This window comes from Chitinophagales bacterium (assembly GCA_017303415.1).
Lineage (GTDB): Bacteria > Bacteroidota > Bacteroidia > Chitinophagales > Chitinophagaceae > SpSt-398.
Window position 1 is genome coordinate 950,859 of the sequence record JAFLBJ010000001.1, and the last position, 21,785, is coordinate 972,643.

General features: G+C 47.8%; 21 protein-coding genes. 5 read left to right on the forward strand and 16 right to left on the reverse strand.

The window, feature by feature from the left end; translation table 11 throughout:
* Positions 1-33: 33 nt before the first annotated feature.
* Positions 34-1,101 (forward strand): peptide chain release factor 1, encoded by a 1,068-nt coding sequence (gene prfA / locus J0M30_04225; protein ID MBN8666686.1) that lies wholly within the window; start codon positions 34-36, stop codon positions 1,099-1,101.
* A gap of 63 nt (positions 1,102-1,164) precedes the next feature.
* A complete protein-coding gene (locus tag J0M30_04230) occupies positions 1,165-1,785 on the forward strand; it encodes a hypothetical protein (GenBank protein MBN8666687.1) in 621 nt (206 codons plus the stop codon).
* 475 nt (positions 1,786-2,260) lie between these two features.
* Here J0M30_04230 and J0M30_04235 read toward each other — a convergent pair whose 3' ends face one another.
* The 6 genes from J0M30_04235 to J0M30_04260 form a co-directional block, all read right to left on the reverse strand.
* Entirely contained in the window at positions 2,261-2,644 is a 384-nt protein-coding gene (locus tag J0M30_04235) for a VanZ family protein (protein MBN8666688.1), read from the reverse strand.
* 146 nt (positions 2,645-2,790) lie between these two features.
* Positions 2,791-3,552: an anti-sigma factor gene (locus J0M30_04240; GenBank protein MBN8666689.1), complete on the reverse strand. Its 762-nt coding sequence runs from the start codon at positions 3,550-3,552 to the stop codon at positions 2,791-2,793.
* A 1-nt stretch (position 3,553) separates the two neighbouring features.
* Positions 3,554-4,093: a sigma-70 family RNA polymerase sigma factor gene (locus J0M30_04245; protein MBN8666690.1), complete on the reverse strand. Its 540-nt coding sequence runs from the start codon at positions 4,091-4,093 to the stop codon at positions 3,554-3,556.
* A 71-nt stretch (positions 4,094-4,164) separates the two neighbouring features.
* Positions 4,165-4,542 carry a glycine cleavage system protein GcvH gene (gcvH, locus tag J0M30_04250; protein ID MBN8666691.1) on the reverse strand — a complete coding sequence of 126 codons (378 nt, stop codon included), beginning with the start codon at positions 4,540-4,542 and terminating at the stop codon, positions 4,165-4,167.
* Between the two features lie 55 nt (positions 4,543-4,597).
* Positions 4,598-5,302 carry a peptidylprolyl isomerase gene (locus tag J0M30_04255; protein MBN8666692.1) on the reverse strand — a complete coding sequence of 235 codons (705 nt, stop codon included), beginning with the start codon at positions 5,300-5,302 and terminating at the stop codon, positions 4,598-4,600.
* Positions 5,303-5,308: 6 nt separating this feature from the next.
* Positions 5,309-5,656, reverse strand: coding sequence for a hypothetical protein (locus tag J0M30_04260; protein ID MBN8666693.1), 348 nt, complete (start codon positions 5,654-5,656; stop codon positions 5,309-5,311).
* A gap of 107 nt (positions 5,657-5,763) precedes the next feature.
* On the opposite strand from J0M30_04260, the gene serS reads away from it, so the two are divergent.
* The gene (gene serS / locus J0M30_04265; GenBank protein ID MBN8666694.1) at positions 5,764-7,038 is read left to right on the forward strand and encodes a serine--tRNA ligase; all 1,275 of its coding nucleotides are present in this window, start codon (positions 5,764-5,766) and stop codon (positions 7,036-7,038) included.
* A 116-nt stretch (positions 7,039-7,154) separates the two neighbouring features.
* A complete protein-coding gene (locus J0M30_04270) occupies positions 7,155-8,999 on the forward strand; it encodes a 2-oxoacid:acceptor oxidoreductase subunit alpha (GenBank protein MBN8666695.1) in 1,845 nt (614 codons plus the stop codon).
* Between the two features lie 107 nt (positions 9,000-9,106).
* Here the strand turns inward: J0M30_04270 and J0M30_04275 are convergent, their stop codons facing one another.
* The 9 genes from J0M30_04275 to J0M30_04315 form a co-directional block, all read right to left on the reverse strand.
* A complete protein-coding gene (locus J0M30_04275) occupies positions 9,107-10,717 on the reverse strand; it encodes a DUF1501 domain-containing protein (GenBank protein MBN8666696.1) in 1,611 nt (536 codons plus the stop codon).
* Between the two features lie 43 nt (positions 10,718-10,760).
* On the reverse strand, positions 10,761-12,398 hold the full coding sequence (locus tag J0M30_04280; GenBank protein MBN8666697.1) for a DUF1800 domain-containing protein: 1,638 nt from the start codon (positions 12,396-12,398) through the stop codon (positions 10,761-10,763).
* 24 nt (positions 12,399-12,422) lie between these two features.
* The gene (locus tag J0M30_04285; GenBank protein ID MBN8666698.1) at positions 12,423-14,372 is read right to left on the reverse strand and encodes a gliding motility-associated C-terminal domain-containing protein; all 1,950 of its coding nucleotides are present in this window, start codon (positions 14,370-14,372) and stop codon (positions 12,423-12,425) included.
* 252 nt (positions 14,373-14,624) lie between these two features.
* The gene (gene nth, locus J0M30_04290) at positions 14,625-15,266 is read right to left on the reverse strand and encodes an endonuclease III (GenBank protein MBN8666699.1); all 642 of its coding nucleotides are present in this window, start codon (positions 15,264-15,266) and stop codon (positions 14,625-14,627) included.
* Positions 15,267-15,356: 90 nt separating this feature from the next.
* Positions 15,357-15,590: a hypothetical protein gene (locus J0M30_04295; GenBank protein MBN8666700.1), complete on the reverse strand. Its 234-nt coding sequence runs from the start codon at positions 15,588-15,590 to the stop codon at positions 15,357-15,359.
* A gap of 164 nt (positions 15,591-15,754) precedes the next feature.
* Entirely contained in the window at positions 15,755-16,063 is a 309-nt protein-coding gene (locus J0M30_04300; GenBank protein MBN8666701.1) for a septum formation initiator family protein, read from the reverse strand.
* Positions 16,064-16,272: 209 nt separating this feature from the next.
* A complete protein-coding gene (eno, locus tag J0M30_04305; protein ID MBN8666702.1) occupies positions 16,273-17,562 on the reverse strand; it encodes a phosphopyruvate hydratase in 1,290 nt (429 codons plus the stop codon).
* Between the two features lie 167 nt (positions 17,563-17,729).
* The gene (gldA, locus tag J0M30_04310; GenBank protein ID MBN8666703.1) at positions 17,730-18,635 is read right to left on the reverse strand and encodes a gliding motility-associated ABC transporter ATP-binding subunit GldA; all 906 of its coding nucleotides are present in this window, start codon (positions 18,633-18,635) and stop codon (positions 17,730-17,732) included.
* A 32-nt stretch (positions 18,636-18,667) separates the two neighbouring features.
* Positions 18,668-19,744, reverse strand: a complete 1,077-nt coding sequence (locus tag J0M30_04315; protein MBN8666704.1) for a hypothetical protein — start codon at positions 19,742-19,744, stop codon at positions 18,668-18,670.
* A 72-nt stretch (positions 19,745-19,816) separates the two neighbouring features.
* On the opposite strand from J0M30_04315, the gene nhaD reads away from it, so the two are divergent.
* Complete coding sequence (nhaD, locus tag J0M30_04320; protein MBN8666705.1) at positions 19,817-21,088, forward strand: sodium:proton antiporter NhaD; 1,272 nt, start codon at positions 19,817-19,819, stop codon at positions 21,086-21,088.
* A gap of 43 nt (positions 21,089-21,131) precedes the next feature.
* On the opposite strand, the gene J0M30_04325 is transcribed toward nhaD, so the two are convergent.
* The gene (locus J0M30_04325) at positions 21,132-21,767 is read right to left on the reverse strand and encodes a carbonic anhydrase (protein ID MBN8666706.1); all 636 of its coding nucleotides are present in this window, start codon (positions 21,765-21,767) and stop codon (positions 21,132-21,134) included.
* Between the last annotated feature and the right edge of the window lie 18 nt (positions 21,768-21,785).

Below are 21,785 nucleotides of genomic sequence, written 5' to 3' on the forward strand. Positions count from 1 at the left end.
TTTGTTTTAAGAACAAGAATCAACAAAAAGAAAATGCTGGATAAACTGGAAGCCATCAAAGCGCGATTTGATCAGTTGGGAGTAGCACTTACCAACCCGGCGATCATTGGTGACAGCCGAAAGTTTGCTTCTACCAGCAAGGAATACCGCAGTCTGGAGAAGATCGTGAGTGCGTATATGGAATATCGGAAAATGCTGGAGGATGTAAGCTTCTATCAGGAAGCCCTTCGGGGAAATGATGAGGAGTTGCGGGATCTTGCCAAGATGGAGATGCCCGACCTGGAGGAAAGAAAAGGTAAACTGGAAGCACAGATCAGACAGATGCTGATACCCAAGGATCCGCAGGACGAGAAGAATGCGATCCTGGAGATCAGGGCAGGTACTGGCGGGGATGAGGCCAGTCTCTTTGCGGGCAACCTGTTGCGTATGTACATTCGCTATTGTGAGGGGAGAGGTTGGAAAACAGCCATCCTCAGTGAGAACGAAGGAACAGTGGGTGGATACAAAGAAGTACAATTAGAGGTGATTGGAGATGATGTATATGGCACGCTGAAGTTTGAGAGCGGTGTACACCGGGTGCAAAGGGTTCCTGAAACAGAAGCCAGTGGTCGTGTACATACATCCGCCGCCACCGTAGCTGTTATGCCCGAGGCGGAGGAAGTGGATTTTGAACTCCGCGAAAGCGATGTGAAAATGGAAACAGCGCGAAGCGGAGGTGCGGGTGGCCAGAACGTGAACAAGGTTGAGACCAAGGTATTGCTGACCCACCTGCCGACCGGCACAGTGGTCGTTTGCCAAACTGAACGAACACAGTTGGCCAACCGGGAAAAGGCCATGCAGATGATGCGTACCAAATTGTATGAAGAACAGGTACGGAAACAGGAAGATGAAATAGCACGGCACCGGAAGAGTCTTGTCAGTACCGGTGACCGAAGCGCCAAGATAAGGACCTATAACTATCCGCAGGGCCGTGTGACCGATCACCGGATTAATTTTACCTCCTATAACCTCGATGCTGTTATGAATGGCGATATACAGGATTTTATTGACGCCCTTCAGTTTGCAGAAAATGCAGAGAAGATGACCCGCCAGGAGAATTAATTTTTTCGTCATGCAACGGTTGGGCCGAAATACCTAACTTGAATGCAATCAAATTCATGAATCATGCTTGACCAACTATTTAACCTGGTGAAGGAATATGCCCAGGAGCCTGTGATCGACAATCAGGCCATTCCCAATGAAAAAAATAATGAAGTGGTAGCTGAAGCTACTAATACCGTAGCCAGCGGTTTGCAAAATGTAATGGCCGGTGGTGGTGTGCAAAGCATCATCCAGATGTTTCAGGGCAATGGACAGGGTGGAGGCGCCTCTTCCTTGCTCAAAAATCCTATGGTGTCTATGATGATCGGCCATTTTACCAGCAAGCTTGTAGGTAAGTACAATATGAGCCCGCAAGCCGCCGGCAATGTGGCACAGCAACTGATTCCTCAAACCCTGAATGGGTTGATCTCCAAAACCAATGATCCTGCCAACAGCCAGTTTGACCTGAGTAACCTGCTGAACTCTTTATCTGGTGGTGGACAGCAGGGTGGTGCAGGAGGTGGATTGGATATCGGCGGATTGGTTAGCCGGTTCACCGGTGGTGGCATGGATACTGATGGTGATGGCGATGTGGACATGCAAGATATGATCGCAAAATTCACCAGCCGTTCACAGGATAATCTTCAACAACGTCAATCTGGTGGAGGTGTTATGGATATGCTGAAAGGTTTGATCGGAGGCTAACAATTGGTAGTAATTTTTCAGGAAAAGGGGCTCTTAAAAAGGGCCCTTTTTTATGCACAATGCCTTCTCTCTTGTGCATAAACCACAAAGTGGTATTGCATTCTCCTTTTCTTCTTTGTAACTATGGAGTAAAGAGATCTGTAATTCAGGGAATTGTCATTGAAGCGTCAGATGGTTTTCTTACCATTTTATTAGCAAATGCAGGTGCAACATTCAGGCCTCTTCCACGTTATATAGTTGTAGATCTTTCGTTTACAGTCATTAGGAGGTGAAAATGTACGGAACAGCATTCGGAATAATGCTTGGTGAATTTTCGAAAAGGTGCTTTTAAACTTTCGTTAACAGCGACCTTCAAAATATTGGCAGTAAATTTGCGTTATAAGATAGTAAAGTCAGAATAAAGAACTTCTCAATAAAGCAGTCAATTTTCTCATAAGCAGTTAGTTTTGGTTGCGACCCCTGTTTCCACAGGGGTCTATTTTTTTATATACCGTCTGGTACTCCACCAACCGCCAGCTATACTTCCTATGGCATCGGCCACAATATCCCAATAATCAAATGACCGGTGTGGGATGAAATTCGCCTGTACAAATTCCATGATGACCCCATACACCAGGGAAAGAAAACTGATCGTATAAAAGGTTTGGATGGATGCCGGAGTGGCTGTCATTTTTTTCCAGATAAAATAACACCAGGCGATGGTGAGGATTCCAAAGAGAATAAAATGAACAGGTTTATCAAGGTGTGGAATATTGAGCAAGCCCCCGCTGGGAATTTTTTCCCCAGGCAGGCAAAGCAGTACCGTAAGCAGGGTGGTCCAGAGCAGGGCAGGTAAAATCGGTGGGAAACGGTTCAGCATGCTTGTTTTGCTGCAATGATAAGGCAAAAAAGGGAGCCTCCGTATGAAGACTCCCTTACCAACTACGAACCAGGATTTGGTCCGAATTAATTACGAAAGTTTATCTATTTCGGATTTAAAGGATTGAAAGATTGATTTTCCTGAAACTATAATTTACCCATAACATACATCTCTCCTTTTGGCACCGGGCTTCCGCCCATGGTTTCAAGGGTGATGGCAAAGGCTTGCGCGTGTTGGGTATTACGCATGCGGTAAAGCTGCAAAGGTTTTTGTGACATGCTCAGTACGCCGATGTCAACTGGTTGACCATTGATGATGGCCCAAAGCTGGTATTGTTTATCAGTGGGAGGCTGGGGCAGGTTATTCACCATCAGGTACACGTCTTTTGAAGTAGTATCCCAATATACGGTGGCATAGGAAGCGGGGGAGGCGTCCATTCCGTTGAGGGCGGCCATTTTCATACCCGGTTTTTGCAATACCGACGCATCGGCTTCCATGGCGGCAAGTGACTGGCGGGCGCTATTCAATTCCTCGCGGGCAGAGGCCAGGTCTTTTTGAATACCCTGATTTTGTTTTTGAAGGTTCAGGTTCCAGAACAAGCTACCGGCAAGGAGCACAAGACTGGCAGCCACGGCATACTTCATCCAGCCCATACGTACCACGGGGCGTTGTGTGGTTTCGCTCACAAGACCTGTTTCAGCCCAAACCTTCGCCTTTATGGCGGGAGGGGGAGGAATGGCATTCGCAAGCGCCTGCTGCTCTAATTGGCGTTCAAATGCATCGCGGGCCTGAACGAGTTCGGGGTGTTGGCCACAAAGCTGTTCAAACTCCTGGCGCTCCTCTTCAGAGGCGAGCCCGAGCACATAGCTCTCAATGATTCCGCTTGATATGTATTCCTGCAGGTTCAATTTATTGCAATAGAGTTCGTAATTGTGTTAATGCACTTCGTATTCTTGTTTTTACTGTTCCCAGGGGCATGTCCAGCATCCGGGCGATCTCCTCATGGGTAAATCCCTGGAAGTAGGACAGGTCCACCAGGGTGCGGTGTTCCTCTTTCAATTTTCCCAGCACTCGTTTCAACCCCACATCGTCTGTTTTTGGTCCGGCGGAAGCGGCAATCGTTTCCACATTATCAGGCAATGACAGGTTTCTCCGGCTATCCTGCCAGGCCCTTGACCTTATTTTGTCAATGGCTGCATTCCGGGCTATGTTCAGCATCCAGGTATAGAGCCTTCCTTTGGTGGCGTCGTATAACTGGATCTTGCGCCATATATTGACAAAGACCTCCTGTAAAATATCGTTGGCGGTCTCTGTTTCATGCACTACCTGCAGGATGACTCCATATAAGGCACCAGCATAGTTATCGTATAGATAACCAAAGGCCGGTTCATCCTGCTCACGCAATAATGCCACCAGCTCCTGTTCGCTGTATGTACCTTTTTGGTTCAAGTAGTTGGTAAAAGATATAAAAAAAGCGGACCGGGTCCGCCTTGATATACGAAAATTTGTTTTTCCTGGTTTTAGCCGATTTCTGCCTCATAACCAGCCGCATCGAGCAGGGCATCCACATCGGCCGGGTTGTTTACGGTCATTTTAATCATCCATCCTTCCCCATAGGGGTCGCTGTTCACCAGTTCCGGGGCATTGGCCAGGGCTGGATTGAGCTCGGTGATGGTGCCGGCAACCGGCAGAAACAGGTCGGAAACGGTTTTCACTGCTTCCACTGTTCCAAAAATTTCACCGGCAGCCAAAGCTTTGCCAATGGTCTCTACTTCCACATACACGATATCACCCAACTCACCCTGGGCAAAATCCGTAATGCCGATCGTAGCGGTCTGTCCTTCCAGTTTGATCCATTCATGGTCCTTTGTGTAGCGAAGCTGAGCGGGAATATTCATGCGTGTGATTTTTGAATTGCAAATATGAGAAATCGATGGGTAAAACCGTATTTTCTTATCCTTTCTTTTTCCGTTTGATCAGTTGGGCATGAATGATGCGGACATCCTCCAATGGACGATCACGGTCGGGGCCTTTACTTGTTTCAACACCAGCGATCTTATCCACTACTTCCAATCCTTTTACCACTTCTCCAAACACGGTATAGTTTTGATCCAATTGAGGGGTACCACCAAGGGTTTTATATACCTCGCGCTGTACCAAAGGAATAGACCGGCCTTCTAAACGGGTTTTTTCCAGGTTATCCAGTTCCGCATCGGTGTATTTTTTGCCTTGAACAATATAAAACTGGCTGGGACTGCTGGCTTTTTCAGGGTTATTGTTCCGGGCGGCAGCTATGACGCCTTTCTTATGAAAAAGGCCCGGTCTGAATTCCGCAGGAATACGGAACGATGGCCCCCCACTGCCCAGCGGCTGACCCTTGGCGGCCCGCTTGCTCTCGGGGTCGCCACCCTGGATCATAAATTCCTTGATAACACGGTGAAACAACAGGCTATCAAAGTACCCGATCTTAACCATGCGAAGGAAATTATCCCTGTGCAAAGGGGTAGAATCTGATAACCTCACCACCATATCACCCATAGTGGTTTGTATTAATACATCGCGTTTCCTGTCCTTTTTTTTCAGCGTAGAATCCTTTTGTGCATGCAGCGACAGGGTAAAGAAGACAGCCAAAAAGGCGATGATCGATTTTTTAATCATGACTTGTCAGAATTGATGGTCTTGCAAGTAAAGCAAAATATGGTCTTTTAAAAAATCCTCCTGCTCTTTTGCGTTCATTTCTGGCATGGGTTTCAACTGGCGGAAATGGGGCCACCCATCCGGGTCCTTTCCTTCCAGGGTATAGTAGCCGCTTTGGGATAAAAGGCTGCAAACGGCCACGTGCATCAGGTCTTGTTTTTGCTCTTTGGTAAAGGTTTCTTTTATCTGCCCCAACTCCTGGATACCGATCAGGAACAGGATGGTTTCCAGGTCGGGTTTTTTCCCAAACCTTTCTACCAATTGGGCTTCGAGGGTCCACCAACGCGTTTGCAGGTCATCTTGAAATGTTGTCATACGGTGAAAATATTTTTCTTAGTAAATGCAAAGGAAGATAGATTTCATTGATTATGGCGGGAATTTCTGTCTGGGGATTCAACTATCTTTGCGCAAATTTTCGCTCCATGTTACAGGTTCCTTTTATACGTCAGCAAACAGCCCTGGTCAAAGAACGTCTTACGATAAAGAATTTCAAGGAGCTGTCCGTGGTTGACGAGGTATTGCGCCTGGATGAGGAGCGGAAGAAGCTGCAGTTGGAGTTTGACACCACCCAGGCCCGGGTAAATGCCGCTTCGAAGGAGATTGGTATGCTGATGGGCAAAGGTCAAAAAGAGGAAGCGGAAGGGAAGAAAAAGGAAGTGGCCGATCTCAAAGCGGTTCTCCAGCCGTTGTCTGAACAACTGGCGCAGGTTGAAAAGACGCTGGAGACCGAACTGGTCAAATTGCCTAATCTTCCTTCGGAAAAGGTGCAGGCCGGTCATTCTGCCGCCGACAATATAACGGTTCGGGAAGGCGGCAAAAAGCCCGAATTGCCCGCTGGTGCGCAGCCTCATTGGGAGTTGATCAAACAGTACGATATCGTTGACTTTGAAACCGGAGCCAAGATCACCGGGAGTGGTTTTCCCTTGTTCAAAGGCCAGGGGGCCAAACTGGAAAGGGCGTTGATCTCTTATTTCCTTGATTTTAATACAGCCGCAGGCTATACCGAATACCTCCCCCCGCTGATGGTAAACCAGGATACCGCTTATGGTACCGGGCAATTGCCGGATAAGGAAGGACAGATGTACTATATGCAAGCGGATAATTTTTACATGATCCCTACGGCCGAGGTACCGGTGACCAATATTTACCGGGGCGAGATACTGAAAGAAACTGACCTACCGATACGCATGACCGCTTATTCCCCCTGTTTCCGTCGGGAGGCCGGTAGCTTTGGTTCCGATGTACGGGGGCTGAACAGGGTCCACCAGTTTGATAAGGTGGAGATCGTTCAACTGGTACACCCCGACACGAGTTATGCCGTTTTGGAACAGATGGTCGAGCATGTGGAGCGGTTATTGAACACCCTCGAACTACCTTACCGCATCCTGAAACTTTGTGGTGGAGATATGAGTTTTGCCTCGGCTTTGACCTATGACTTTGAGGTATATAGCGCGGCCCAGGGGAAATGGTTGGAAGTGAGTTCGGTGAGCAATTTCGAGTCCTTTCAGACCAACCGGATGAAGATTCGTTTCAAGGATGGAAACGGGAAGACCCAGATGGCCCATTCCCTCAATGGAAGTTCCCTGGCCCTGCCCCGGATCGTAGCCTGTTTACTGGAGAATAACCAGGGACCGGATGCCATTTCATTACCGGCTGTGCTTCACCCTTATTTTGGGAAACCGGCCATAACCCGGTAGGTAGAGCAAGAAGTCAGGGAAATTTGTGCAGGGAATCATCTTCAAATTGCACGAATTTTACTAAATATGCGGATTATTCGATTGCTTAAAAATCAAAAAACAGAAGTTTAACCGATATGGCCAGACAAGTTCAGGTGGTAGAAGATGTGGTGATCAAGTTTGCAGGAGACAGTGGTGATGGAATGCAGCTTACCGGCAGTCAATTTACCAACAATACAGCCCTCTTAGGTATCGATTTGGCAACCTTTCCGGATTTCCCTGCGGAAATTCGCGCTCCTCAGGGAACAATACCTGGCGTGAGTGGTTTCCAATTGCGTTTTTCCAGTAAACCCGTGTTCACCCCTGGTGATATGTGCGATGTGCTGGTGGCTATGAATGCCGCTGCATTGAAAACAAATCTGGCCGTTTTAAAAAAGGGGGGAAAGATCATTGCCAATACCGATGGCTTTGATACCAAGAACCTGCGCCTGGCCAACTATCCGGATGGGGTGAACCCATTGGAGGATGGCAGCCTGGGGAATTATGAGGTCATCAAGATCGATGTGACCAAACTGACCCGTGAATCCCTGAGTGAGATGACCATGGGGATGAAAGAAAAGGACCGGGCCAAGAACATGTTCGTGCTTGGGTTTTTGTATTGGATGTATGGACGCTCCCTGGAGAACACCGAAAAATTCCTGACCGAAAAATTTGGAAAGAAGCCCGATATCCTGGACAGCAATATCAGGGTATTGCGCGCCGGATATAATTATGGTGATACCACTGAAACCTTTACCACCACTTACCGCGTGGAAAAGGCCAAGATGGAATCAGGCACCTACCGCTCTGTGATGGGGAACCAGGCTTTGTCATATGGCCTTGTAGCCGCCGCCCAGAAAAGTGGACTGCCTCTATTTCTCGGATCCTATCCGATTACACCGGCCTCCGATATCTTACACGAACTTTCGAAACATAAGAATTTTGGAGTACGCACGTTTCAGGCAGAGGATGAGATCGCCGCGATCGCTTCGGCCATTGGTGCCAGTTATGGAGGAAGCCTGGCGGTGACAACCTCTTCCGGTCCTGGTATCGCTCTGAAAGGCGAAGCCATTGGACTGGCGGTTATGCTGGAGATTCCCCTGGTGATCGTGAATATTCAACGGGGTGGACCTTCGACCGGTTTGCCTACCAAGACCGAGCAGAGTGACCTGATGCAAGCTTATTATGGCCGGAATGGTGAATGTCCCATGCCGATCATCTCTGCCTCCACACCTGCCGATTGTTTTGAAGTCGCTTATGAAGCAGCCCGTCTGTCTGTTCAACACATGACGCCGGTAATGTTGTTGAGTGATGGTTATATAGCGAATGGTGCCGAACCCTGGAAGTTTCCGGTAAGCGCTGATCTGCCAACGATCACTGTAAAATTCAAAACCGGATTGGATGAAGGGGAGATCAAGTATCAACCTTACAAAAGGGATGAGAAACTGACACGCCCCTGGGCCATTCCCGGTACACCGGGCCTGGAACACCGGATCGGCGGACTCGAAAAACAAGATATCACGGGTAATGTGAGTTATGACCCCGACAACCACCAGCACATGGTGAAGACCCGTCAGGCTAAAGTAGACATGCTCGCTGACTATATACCCGAACAAAAGATCGACAACGGACCTTCAAAAGGAAAAGTGTTGGTATTGGGTTGGGGTTCTACCTATGGCGCTATCAAGACCGCCGTTTCTGAACTGGTGGATGAAGGCCATGCCGTAGCGCATGCGCATCTGCGGTATGTACGGCCCTTCCCCAAAAACCTGGGTGATATTCTTAAGAATTATGACAAGGTGCTGATCCCTGAGATCAACAACGGACAACTTATCAAGATCATCCGCGACATATTCCTGATAGATGCGGTTGGATATAATAAGATCACGGGTGTTCCGATCATGAAGGCGGAATTGGTAGAGGAAATACGGAAGTACTTGTAGGAATAAAAAATTTAAAATAATTAATAAAAAATAAGGAATCAGAAAGCGGGAGATCATTGACCCACTTTCTGATTCCTTAATTTTTATTATTTCTCAGTTCTTATTTCCTAATCCTGCGAGGTCTTCACTACACTGATCACTTTCTGCAACGATTTATTCTGCAAGCGGATAAAGTACACACCTGCCGGTAAACCATCTCCATAAATATCTACATTATAGGTGCCCGCTGCATAATCTTGGTTGGTATGTACCCGCACCACCTGTCCCAGTGCATTCATTTGCTGGATGAGGGTGTGTCCGCCTTCGGTAGAGAACTGCAGGGTGGCATTTACCGTATATGGATTTGGCCAGAGTTTCAGGATCAGGTTGTTTGATTGGTTATTGGTATCATCAATATCATCCGGGAGTCCGCAAGGTCCACCCTTGATCAGCGGAAGTGACTGATAATTTCTCAACAGGATGGAATCGATCAAGGGTTGCTGTACACAGAACCATCTTTCCAGCACGGATGCATACACACTTCTGAAATCATATTGGTAAGGAATATTGTTCACTACCTGGATATCCGAAGGGATATCGGGGCTGTTTCCCAATACGCCTTTTTTTACATGTTTACCAAAGAGGAATAGTGGGGCAGCGGCACCGTGGTCGGTACCCAGACTTGCATTTGATTTTATCCGCCGACCAAATTCAGAGAAGGTCATTCCCATTACCCTATCATCTTCTCCCATCAATTCAAGGTCACGCTGAAAGGCGCTGATACCGGTCGATATCTGCTTCATCAGGTTGGCGTGATTACCGGTTGTGGTATCACTGGCGTTTACCTGTTTTTTATGTGTATCAAAACCACCGATGGAGACAGTATAGACCTTTGTTTTCAATCCACCCCGGATAAGACGTGCCACGATCTGTAATTGGTGGGCAAGACTGTTGTCCGGATAGGTTGCCAGGTTATTGGCCCTTTGATAAGCGGCGCGGATGATATCCGAGTAGATTTTTGTTTTTTCCGAGATGATCCTTACATAACGCAATTCCTTATTGGCGGCAGGGGCCGTCAATGGGTAATCGTTAAATGGATTGACAAAGGTGTAAAGTTTCTCCGGATCGGTGATGCTTAATCCCATGGAAAGGATCGGCCCTTGTACTTTTAAGGTAGGTACATTGCTGATCTGGATCGCCAGCGGATCGGGCATATCGGTATTGGGATAGGCATCGGGATAGCCCGGGTATTCATTTTCCAAATAACGCCCCAGCCATCCGGTCTTTACACGGTCTAAGCGGTTACGGGTGGCATCTCCACTCATCCAGATATCGGTTGAACGGAAATGCGAGAAATCCTGGTTTTCATAACCTACAGACTGCACCACATTGAGTTTGCCATCGTTGAACATATTCTGCAGATCGGTCATTGCCGGATGCAAACCAGAGCGATCGGTTCCATCCAACCGCAGCACTTTACTTTGGGGGATGGCGATATTGGTTCGCGCGTTATAATAGTTTGCATAGACATCCAATGGAATCACCATGTTGATGCCATCATTACCCCCGGCCAGTTGGATCAATACCAATACATGGTCATTGGTCGCTTCGCCACCCAATAACCGGGACAGGGAATTATCGGCCGCTGATCCAAAAGCGGTAAAGGAAAACCCGTTCAGGAACGTGGGGAGAGTAACGGCTGCCGGGACACTATTTCTCAGGAAGTTTCTACGGTTCATGGGTTGACTCTTTCGGTTTTTTAAATAGGGTTATGGGGCTTTATCAGATTAAATGAAATTCAGGCAGGTTCATCAGGAAACGGAACATATCTTTTAATGCCGGATTGATGACCGCGTTATTATTGCTGTTCCAGGCATTGGTCCAGGTAGCATCATTGCCTGAATTATTGATCAGAAAATTATTCTTTACATAGGTTTTTGAATTGGCCGATAAGGGATACCGTAATAACAAGGCAGTGATATCATCGATCAATTGATTGGGATCGGCGGGGTTCGAAGAGTAAGCCGCAAATGCCCGGCAATCGATCACATCATCCGCTACCAGGGCATCGGTAAAGTCGGCCCGTTTGGGCAGCGAGTTACTGTTCACCCAGATCTCGTAATACATGGGATCCTGGTAATAGGCCTGCCAACCCGAAACATCCGGTGGTTGAAACAAGGTCTGCTGCATTTCAGCGGCACGTTGATAGATCGAGTAGAACAGGGGATAGCCTGTTGCGTAATTGGTATATACCGGGAAGGGCACGCTGAATTCACGTAGCGTACCGGCGATCATGTCCAGCGGGCTTTTGATATAACAAGCCTGGTTGAGGGGATCAAAGAAATGTTCGCTCCTCAACAGGGCAGATAAAACAGGTTTTACCTCATAATTGCTGGAGATCAGTAATTGGGCCAGTGGCTCGATCACATCCGTTTCGGTCTGCTCATCGATCTGGTAGTATACAAACCAGGTATAAAGTTTACGGCAAATAAAACGCGCCGATTCGGTTGTATTGAAGATCATATCCACCAGCGCGTCCACTTCTGTTTCGCCACTATTTGAAATTGTAGTGTTATTGTAAAAGGCGGAGAAGGACTTGGTGCCTGTATCATGGCTGCTGGCATCCAGATATGAGGTATATGTATTGCTATTGATCCGCCATCCGGTCAGCACCCGGGCTGCGGCGATCACATCGTTCTCAGTATATTCCGAACCGGGCCCTTTTCCAACACTAAAGAGCTCCTGTAATTCGCGCGCATAGTTCTCATCGGGGGCGAGACGGGTATTGAGGTAACCATTCAGGTGGATCAACATGGCCGGGTCAATGGTCACATCCTTCACCAATTGTTTTACATTGCCCAGGGCATTGCTCCGAAGCAGGTTGTGATGTCTCCACATCATGGTGGCATTGTCTACTTCCTCTACCTGCACCGAGAAATGGTGATGCCAGAAGAGGACCATTTTTTCCCAGATACTTCTGTTCTGGTTAATGATAAGACCCGACCACCATTTGCGCAGGCTTTCCACACGGAGGCGGTTGATCGAACCACGTATCTCAGAAAAACTTGTGGTATTGAAATCATTTACCCAGGTTTGGCCCTGAGGCACACCTGCATCATCATGCATTACACCGTCGTCATCGGCAATCAATCCATAATCACGCACGGGAGGGGATACCACCGGGACATTATTCAGCAGCTCATCGATGGCCTGACTGGGCGTAAGCGTCAGGAAATGGTCGATATCCGCTTTGGTCGCACCAAACATGGTGCGTTTAAGCAGGTGGGCCACTTCCTGTCTTGTCCAGGTACCCGCATAAGGCGTCAGGTCACTATCCACACGTTCATCGTATGAACGGACCGGTTCTTTTTTGGCACTTACCTTTTTGCGTGCGGCGGTGAGAAATGCTCTTCTGTCCATGTGCTTAGTTTTTCCTTTGATTTGTTATCGGATCAATACCAGGGTTCCTTTTTCCTGGTGCATCTTATTCTGCAGGTCCAGGTATTTTACATAATAGATAAATACACCAACCGGTTGGGGCTTTCCACGAAACACGCCATCCCAACGGTCGTATAATGACTGGCTTTTAAAAACCAGTTCTCCATTTCGATTATAGACCTGCATCGAGTAGCCTGGTGGTACTTTACCGATCGGGCCAAAGAAATCATTCTTTCCATCTCCGTTTGGTGTAAACGCCGTAGGAATATGTACTAGAGCCTCGTTGAGTACCACCACTGTGAACTGATCGCTTACGCTACAATCCTGTGCCAGTGAATTATTAGCACGGTAAACCGTGGTTACTGTTGGGGTGGCTATCGGGTTAGGACAAGTAGTACAACTCAGGGTGGGGTTTGGATCCCAGCTGATGGTTCCATTTCCGGCAGAGGGAAGGGTGATGGATTCTCCTGCGAAAATGGTATCTCTTTTTTTCAATAATTCAAAGGGACTGGTTAGTAATACCGGGCGATAACTCAGATAGACCGAGTCATATCCACAGGCATCAAATAATGTGTCGAGGGGAGAAACAAAGTTGGCAAGATTGCAAACCACGGAGTCTGTGGTATCCCGCATAGGTCTCTTGAATTTGAGTACCGCAAAATCAGTTTCGCCCTGACCGTCGATGAAATCACCATCGTATGAATCGGAATCACCGGCCAGGTAGTACTCATCCTGTGTGGGGTTGTACACCATAAAACGGAGATGGTCATTTGTACTACCACCCCGGTTCTCGGTCCAAAGCATATTGCCCGTAGCATCGAGTTTCACCACCCAATAATCCCCTTCTCCAAGGGCACCTGTTACATCGCCATCGTTGGAATAGGAGATCCCGCCGATCAGGTATCCACCATCGGTATCGGTCAGTAGGGCATTGGCATATTCTGCATCAGAACCGCCTAATACTTTTTGCCAGTTGAGTGTACCATTGGTACCAATATTCACCACCCAATAATCCTGGCTGCCTTTGGCGCCACTTACATCTCCGTCATTCGAGGTGGTATAGCCAGCGAGGGTAAGAGAACCATCGGTAGCACGGCTCATGGCATAGGCCACATCATTTTGAGCGCCGCCATATACTTTACTGTAAATTTTATTTCCGTTGAGGTCAATGGCCAGGAGCCATACGTCATAGTTTTTCTGGCTGGGTGGAATATCTCCATCGGTGGAGTTGGCATATCCGGCAAGGTAGATGCGGTTATTGATGATCTCAAAATCGAGGAGTTCTTCATTTTTTGTGCCGCCAAAACATTTACTCCATACCATACCCCCCGATGCGTTGATGCGCATGATGACGCCATCTGTATAACCTCCGGTTCCATGGTTGCCGGTGATGTCTCCATTATTGGATGAGGAAGAAGCGGCAATGAGAAAAGAGCCATCATCCAGTATCTGTAGATGGTTACCGATATCCAGCCCACTGCCACCATATCTTTTTTGCCATTGCAGGTTGCCAGTGGCATCGAGTTTCAGGAGCCAGATATCTTTGGTGCCTCCATATCCGGCTACAACTCCACCATCGGTGGAATTGGTTTCCCCTAAAACAATATAACCGCCATCGGCGGTTTGTTCAATGTCACGGGCTGATTCATAGCCGCTCCCACCCCAGGCTCTTTGCCATTCGATATTTCCACAGCGGTCGAGTTTGGCGACCCAGAGGTCCCAATAATCACGGGAAGCCAGATTGGTAACATGACCATCCTTTGAATCGGTATAACCCGCCACGATGGTACCGCCATCACTGGTCATTTTTATAACAAATGGAATGTCAACAGTGGAACCACCGTATTTATTCGCCCATTGAAGCGGAGGTAATTGTGCAAACAGACTTTGCCAGCCCAATATAAGGGCACAGCAAAACAGGATACGGGATGAGGTTTTCAGCGGTTGGAGGTTCATAGCAGCGATTCATGGCTATTTAGCAAGGATTGTGCTAAAAGTGCGTGATGAGCGTATTTTCTAAGGGATTTTACGTGGGGGATGTTGGATGACAGATGACGGATGACAGATGACAGATGACCGATGACTGTATTAGACGGACGGACCCCCGACTCCCGACTCCGGACCTTTGTCATCCGTCAACTGTCAACTGTCATCTGTCCTCCGTCATCCAACATCCACCATCCAACCTCCAACCTCCCCCTCCCCTCGTCACTTCCTTCCCTGAAAATACCGGCAAGCCGACTGCAATCCACACTGCTCACACCTGGGTGTGCGGGCAACGCATATGTATCGTCCATGCAGAATAAGCCAGTGGTGGGCTTTGTGAATGAGTTCTTTGGGAATATGTTTGATCAGTTCTTTTTCTACGGCCAGGGGGGTGGAAGCGGTTTGTGGTACGAGGCCGATTCGTCTGCTGACACGAAATACATGGGTATCCACCGCCATATTGGGTTGTTTGTCGATTACGGAGGTAATAACGTTGGCGGTTTTTCTTCCTACACCGGGTAGTTTAACCAATTCATCCACGGTCAGCGGAACCTGCCCATTAAAATCCTGCATTAATTTTTGGGCCATACCGATCAGGTGTTTGGTCTTATTGTTTGGATAGGAAATGCTTCGGATATAGGGAAACAGCTCTTCGACGCTTGCGCCGGCAAGGGTGTGTGGATCGGGATAGGCTTCAAATAAGGCGGGCGTGGTCAGGTTGACCCGTTTATCGGTGCATTGGGCAGAAAGGATGACGGCGACGAGCAATTGATAGGGGCTGTCATAGATCAATTCTGTTTCGGCCTCGGGCACATGCGTGGAGAAATAGTCGATGACGAATTGAAATCGTTCTTTGCGGGTCATGCTGCAATTTAATCAGGGCAGGGCGATGGGTAAAAATAAAAAGCATCCGCCGCAGGCGGATGCTTGAAAAAATTGGATAGAAGGAATTTGTTACTTCACCTCTTCAGCGCTAACAAGACGAGCGTAATTCAGGATGTTCAAAACGACCTCAGTGCGGGGGGATGCCGAAATAGTATCCAGTCTTTGCATCGAAGCCCTTAATACATTCAGCTTTTCGCGCAGTGTCCAATCGCTTTTTAATGCCTCGTCAATAGCGGCTGATTGATCAGGTGACGTTTCCTTGTACAAATACATTAATAGATCTTCTGGGGTAAAATTGCTCATGGGCAAACCTTTGATGTCCTAAAATAAGAAAGTCGAAATTCAGAAAGTGTCCGGTGTACTAACGCCTGATAAGGTAGTATTATTGTTGGAGAAACGAAGCCAAATCTTAAAATATTGATTATTAACTATTTAAAAACAAAAAGCCAATAGCAATTACCTATTGGCTATTCGTTTTTAGCCTTCTCGGGTACCACATAAACATCCTCATTGTCTTTCTTCATCAGGTATTTTTCCCGGGCATAGCGTTCAACGGTAGTGGAATCATTTTTGAGCAGTTCGAGTTCTTTTTGCTCTTTGGCGATTTCGGACTGGTAGTGAGCCTTTGATTTTTCGAGCATTTGAAGCTCCCGGGTGCGGCTGCGTTGGGTGAACAGGTCGTTTTTATCAAAAAACAACAGCGTAGCAGCCAATACCGCCGTGGCGATAAAGTATTTATTGCGGAGCCAGGATGGCAGGCGGGATAGGAGCTTCATATGGTTGGTGTTTGGGTGTTGCTGGTTGGAGGACGGATGATAGATGACAGAGGACGGATGACAGAGGACGGATGACAGATGACAGATGACAGATGACAGATGACCGTTGACAGCGTAAAATTAACTAACTTCTGTCATCCGTCATCCGTTATCCGTCATCTGTCATCCGTCCTCTGTCATCTGTCATCCAACATCCTCCCTCCTTCACTCTATTTTAAAAACTTCACCTTCCCTTTCGGATACACGGCGCTTTGACCCAGCAACTCTTCGATGCGGATGAGTTGGTTGTATTTGGCCATGCGATCGGTACGGGAAGCGGATCCGGTTTTGATCTGTCCACAATTCAGTGCTACAGCCAGGTCAGCAATGGTGGTGTCTTCCGTTTCGCCGCTGCGATGGCTCATGATAGTGTTGTAGCCATTGTGTTGTGCGAGCGTAACGGCATTGATGGTTTCGGTAACGGTACCGATCTGGTTTACTTTTACCAGCAGGGCGTTTCCGATCCCTTTGTCAATTCCTTGTTGCAAACGGGTTACGTTGGTAACGAAAAGGTCATCGCCTACCAATTGACATTTGGAACCAACGGCTTCGGTGAGCATTTTCCAACCAGCCCAATCATCTTCGGCCATACCATCTTCAATACTGCAGATCGGATATTTTTTCACCCAGGTTTCCCAGTATTTGGCCAGTTGTTCACTGGTCATTTCTTTGCCACTGCTTTTATGGAAAACATATTTTTTCTTCTTGCTGTCCCAGAGTTCGCTGTTGGCAGCATCCATTGCAATTTTGATCTGTGTGCCTGCTTTATATCCGGCGGCTTCAATGGCGGTAAGAACGGTCTCGATCGCTTCTTCGTTGCTTTGGATGTTGGGGGCAAAACCACCTTCATCACCCACATTGGTGCTGTATCCTTTTTTCTTTAATACGGTCTTCAGTGCATGGAAGATCTCCACACCCCAGCGAAGTCCTTCGCTGAAATTAGGAGCGCCAACGGGCATGACCATGAATTCCTGAAAATCGATCTTATTGTCGGCATGCGCACCACCATTCAGGATATTCATCATGGGGATGGGGAGTACCTTGGCATTGGTGCCACCGATATACCGGAAAAGGGGAAGTGCGGCTTCTTCCGCAGCGGCTTTGGCTACAGCCATGCTCACGGCCAAAATTGCATTGGCTCCCAGCTTTCCTTTATTGGGCGTGCCATCCAGTTCGATCATCATCTGGTCGATACCGGTTTGATCGGCCACATCATAACCCAGCAAGGCGGGGGCGATCGTATCGTTTACATTCTTTACGGCCTTGATGACCCCTTTCCCTACATATTTCTTTTTATCATTATCGCGCAGTTCAACTGCTTCATGGATACCAGTACTTGCTCCGCTTGGAACAGCCGCGCGTCCTAAAGCTCCTTCATCGGTGATAACATCCACCTCTACGGTTGGATTACCTCTGGAGTCAAGAATCTGGCGGGCAAAAATTTCGGAAATGTAGCTCATTGTTGATGTTTTAATATTTCGAGTGCTTGTTAGTTTTGGTTGTTGGATGTTGGATGATGGATGATGGATGTTTGATTTTGGATACGAAATTTATTCTAAAGCAACTTTCATTTGACCTACCGACATCTGTCATCCAACATCCAACATCCAACATCCAAAACCCGTCCTTAACCCTTCGTCAACGCCCTAAACACTTCTTCCAAACTCTGGTTTTGGCTTTGCAAAGAAACGACGTTGAGATTATGCTGCAAAGCGAGATCAAGGATTTGTTTCCGTAATCCCTCCGGGTCGGTGGTCGCTAACTGCCACTCGTTTGTGCCTTGCCGGGTTACCTCACCTGCAGCCGGGAGTTTTTGCAATAACTCCATGTCGATCGTTTCCTGAAATCCCACTTTTACGACATGGCCATCCGATTGCTTGCGCAAATTGGCCAAACTATCATTGGCTACCAGTTTTCCTTTGTTGATGATGATGACCCGGGTACAAATGGCTTCTACTTCCTGCAGGATATGGGAAGAAAATAAAACAGTCTTATCCTGTCCCTGTTTGCGGATCACTTCGCGGATCTCCACGATCTGGTTGGGGTCAAGCCCGGTCGTTGGTTCATCCAATATCAGTACCTCCGGGTCATGCACAAGGGCAGCGGCCAACCCAACACGTTGCTTATACCCCTTTGATAATTGTCCGATTTTTTTCGCCGATTCCAACCGCAGTCCTACCAGGTCGATCACTTCCTCGATTCTTTTCCTGGCTTCTTTTACCTGGTGTATCTCTGCAATAAAGCCCAGGTATTCGCGCACATACATTTCATAGTAGAGGGCGTTCAGCTCGGGCAGGTAGCCGATCTTTTTCTTTGTGGCAAGGGGGTTATCGGCCACATCAACTCCGCAAACCCGGGCTTTTCCACCATCGGCCTGCAGATAGCCGGTGATGATCTTCATGGTGGTGGATTTCCCAGCACCATTTGGGCCAAGAAACCCGACGATTTCTCCTTTATTGACTTCGAAGGAAATGGCGTCAACCGCCTTTTGTGTGCCGTAGGTTTTGAGAAGGTTTTGGACTTGAATCGACATACTGCAAGGTAACCCCGATTTTTTAAATCTGTTTATGATTTTACGGCAACGGCGATGCGAGAATCAGCGGTGCCATAGTAGAGAAACCATTTTCCTTTGAAGACAACAAGCCCTTCCACAAAACAGACTTCATTGACCTGTCCGGTTTTTTCATACGGCTTATCGGGCCGAATAAACCAGGTAGGCATGCGGTCGATCACTTCGGCCGGACTGTTGCGGTCCAGTAAGATCTGGCTGGCCGCATAGGTACCCTCCGGTAATGTTGTATCCCCTTTGGAAGGAACATTGCGGCTATTGTACAGTAATAAAATACCCTTGCCCGTTAGCATGGCAGCGGGTCCGGGTTCCACCAGGTCACTGTCGAACATTCCCTTACGGGGCCCAAATACAGAAAGTAGTCCACCCTCTTTTTTCTCTACCGGTGTCCAGTTTACCAGGTCATCCGACCAGGCCAGGAAAATATCCGTATCTCCCCAATACATCCAATACTTTCCCAGGATCTTATGGGCCAGTATCCGGTTTCCTTCGTATTGGGCAATGATCGACCCTGATTTACTCCAGTGGTTCAGGTATTTTCCACCCAATGCTTTTGAAAATACCGGACCGTGTTTTGTCCAATGACGCAGGTCTGTAGAACTGGCGATCAATAACCGCGCCTTGTCACCATCATAGGAAGTATAGGTGAGATAGTAAATACCTTGTTCTGTTTCCACGATGCGTGGGTCTTCACAACCACCTTCCCATTCCCAGCGGGTCAGGGAATCATTATCGGGATAAAGTACCGGTTCAGGATACTTATTGAAATGTAGTCCATCAAGGCTCCAGGCCAATCCGATTCGGGAGGTGCCGGCAAATTTTCCAACGGTATCTTCTGCCCGGTATAATAAAAAGACTGTGTCACCCCTGACCACAGCAGCCGGGTTGAACACATCTTTGGCTTCCCAGAAAACCTTTTCTCCTCTGACAGGACAGACGAATGCCTGGTTGCCATCCGGAGCCAATACCGGATTGATGGAATCAACTTTGGTAAAAGGCAATAGAAAACCATCCTGGTGTTGTGCCAATGGCTGGCAGGAATAAAGAGCCAATGTTATGGCAAGCAGGGGCAAAAGAATCCGGGAGTTTATCAATTGGTGCAGGTTAATTGTATTTTTGGCAAATCATTGTAAAAATACTCTATCATGGCTATGCTGATCACGGTTTTGTTTATCCTGGGCTATGCGGCGATCGTTTTAGAACACAATATCCATATTAACAAGGCCGCATCTGCGCTGGTGACTGCCGTTGTATGCTGGGCTGTTTTTGCCCTGGCTACTGAAGATAAGGAAAGGGTGGCAGAAAGTTTGACCGAACACTTGGGAGATGTGTCAGGTATCCTGTTTTTCCTGTTGGGTGCTATGGTGATCGTGGAGCTGATCGATGCACATGATGGGTTTGAGCTGATCACCGAACGGATCAGCACAACCAATAAACGAAAATTGGTATGGGTAGTTGGCTTGTTTGCCTTTTTTCTCTCGGCAGTACTGGACAACCTGACCACTACCATCGTGATGGTTTCTTTGCTTCGTAAAATTATACCCGGGCATCGTGACCGCTTGTTATTTGCCGGGCTTACGGTAATTGCCGCCAATGCGGGAGGTGCCTGGTCGCCCATCGGGGATGTGACCACCACCATGTTGTGGATCGGTGGACAGATCAGTGCAGGTAATATCATTATTAAAACCATCATACCCAGCCTGATCAGTTTTGTGGTACCCGCTCTGGTCATTAGCGCGCGTATGAAAGGGAAACTGGAATTGCCCCCTAAGAAACCGTTACCTGCCGGCTCAACGGCGCTGCAACGGAACGGAGTATTCTTTTTAGGTGTAGCTGTTTTGCTTTTTGTTCCTGTGTTCAAAACGATCACCCATTTGCCTCCTTTTATGGGCATATTATTCGGACTTGGTTTGATGTGGATCGTGACCGAAATGATCCATAGTGGAAAAGATGAGGCGGATAAAGATGTGCTTTCTGTTAACTATGCCCTGCGCAAAGTGGATTCACCCAGTATTCTTTTCTTCCTTGGAATTTTATTGGCGGTGGCTACCCTGCAATCTACCGGTGTGCTGCAGCAAACTGCCGCCTGGATGGATGAAAAGGTGGGGGATATACGAATTATCACGTTGATGATCGGGCTGTTATCAGCCATCGTAGACAATGTACCTCTGGTGGCTGCGGCCCAGGGCATGTATGGGTTGGAGCAATTTCCGAAGGACCATTTCTTTTGGGAATTCCTGGCCTATTGTGCAGGAACAGGGGGAAGTTGCCTCATCATCGGCTCCGCAGCTGGTGTGGCCGCCATGGGAATGGAAAAAATCGACTTCTTCTGGTATTTACGAAATATCAGCTGGCTGGCGCTGATCGGTTATTTGGCAGGAGCGGCAGCCTTCTTGTTGCAGGCGTCTTTAACCTGAGAATTTTGAAATAAAGAGAAAATCAAAAATCGCCAGATCCACCTTAGTGCGAATGAAACTCATATAGGGGATCAATATCAGTTCCGGCTTTTAATTCGGCAATGGGTTTGATGATCCCGTCCTGAAGGTCATATACCCATCCATGGAGATCGGGTTGATTATCATTTTTCCAGGCATTTTGTATGATAGCGGTCTTGGCGAGATTAAATACCTGCTCGCGGATATTGAGTTCAACGAGTCGGTCGACCCTTTTTTCCTTGTCTTCGATGGCTTCGAGTTCATCGCGGTGATACCGGTAAATATCTTTGATATTCCGCAACCACATATTCAGCACCAGGTTGAAATCATTGTTCGACATAGCGGCTTTGATGCCCCCGCAACCATAGTGTCCACAGACCACAATGTGTTTTACTTTTAAATGATTGACGGCGAAATCAAGTACCGCCATCAGGTTGACATCGGTATTGACCACCAGGTTGGCCACATTACGATGGATGAAGATCTCCCCCGGATCGGTCTGGGTGATCATGTCGGGAGGCACACGGCTGTCACTGCATCCGATCCAAAGGAACTCCGGCGTTTGCACATGCATGAGCTTTTCGAAAAAGGCCGGATCGACCTCTTTCTTTTTTTTGGCCCAGGCTTTATTATCGTTAAGAAGAACCTCGTAGGATTTCATGCCCTAAAAATAGGGGAA

Excerpts from the sequence above, each read along its gene's own strand:
- prfA (MBN8666686.1), top strand. The coding sequence starts at position 34 with ATGCTGGATAAACTGGAAGCCATCAAAGCGCGATTTGATCAGTTGGGA.
- gldA (MBN8666703.1), bottom strand. The coding sequence starts at position 18,635 with ATGTCGATTCAAGTCCAAAACCTTCTCAAAACCTACGGCACACAAAAG.
- J0M30_04255 (MBN8666692.1), bottom strand. The coding sequence starts at position 5,302 with ATGATTAAAAAATCGATCATCGCCTTTTTGGCTGTCTTCTTTACCCTG.
- nhaD (MBN8666705.1), top strand. The coding sequence starts at position 19,817 with ATGGCTATGCTGATCACGGTTTTGTTTATCCTGGGCTATGCGGCGATC.
- J0M30_04230 (MBN8666687.1), top strand. The coding sequence starts at position 1,165 with ATGCTTGACCAACTATTTAACCTGGTGAAGGAATATGCCCAGGAGCCT.
- J0M30_04275 (MBN8666696.1), bottom strand. The coding sequence starts at position 10,717 with ATGAACCGTAGAAACTTCCTGAGAAATAGTGTCCCGGCAGCCGTTACT.
- J0M30_04235 (MBN8666688.1), bottom strand. The coding sequence starts at position 2,644 with ATGCTGAACCGTTTCCCACCGATTTTACCTGCCCTGCTCTGGACCACC.
- gcvH (MBN8666691.1), bottom strand. The coding sequence starts at position 4,542 with ATGAATATTCCCGCTCAGCTTCGCTACACAAAGGACCATGAATGGATC.
- J0M30_04325 (MBN8666706.1), bottom strand. The coding sequence starts at position 21,767 with ATGAAATCCTACGAGGTTCTTCTTAACGATAATAAAGCCTGGGCCAAA.
- nth (MBN8666699.1), bottom strand. The coding sequence starts at position 15,266 with ATGACCCGCAAAGAACGATTTCAATTCGTCATCGACTATTTCTCCACG.
- serS (MBN8666694.1), top strand. The coding sequence starts at position 5,764 with ATGTTACAGGTTCCTTTTATACGTCAGCAAACAGCCCTGGTCAAAGAA.
- eno (MBN8666702.1), bottom strand. The coding sequence starts at position 17,562 with ATGAGCTACATTTCCGAAATTTTTGCCCGCCAGATTCTTGACTCCAGA.
- J0M30_04260 (MBN8666693.1), bottom strand. The coding sequence starts at position 5,656 with ATGACAACATTTCAAGATGACCTGCAAACGCGTTGGTGGACCCTCGAA.
- J0M30_04295 (MBN8666700.1), bottom strand. The coding sequence starts at position 15,590 with ATGAGCAATTTTACCCCAGAAGATCTATTAATGTATTTGTACAAGGAA.
- J0M30_04285 (MBN8666698.1), bottom strand. The coding sequence starts at position 14,372 with ATGAACCTCCAACCGCTGAAAACCTCATCCCGTATCCTGTTTTGCTGT.
- J0M30_04300 (MBN8666701.1), bottom strand. The coding sequence starts at position 16,063 with ATGAAGCTCCTATCCCGCCTGCCATCCTGGCTCCGCAATAAATACTTT.
- J0M30_04270 (MBN8666695.1), top strand. The coding sequence starts at position 7,155 with ATGGCCAGACAAGTTCAGGTGGTAGAAGATGTGGTGATCAAGTTTGCA.
- J0M30_04280 (MBN8666697.1), bottom strand. The coding sequence starts at position 12,398 with ATGGACAGAAGAGCATTTCTCACCGCCGCACGCAAAAAGGTAAGTGCC.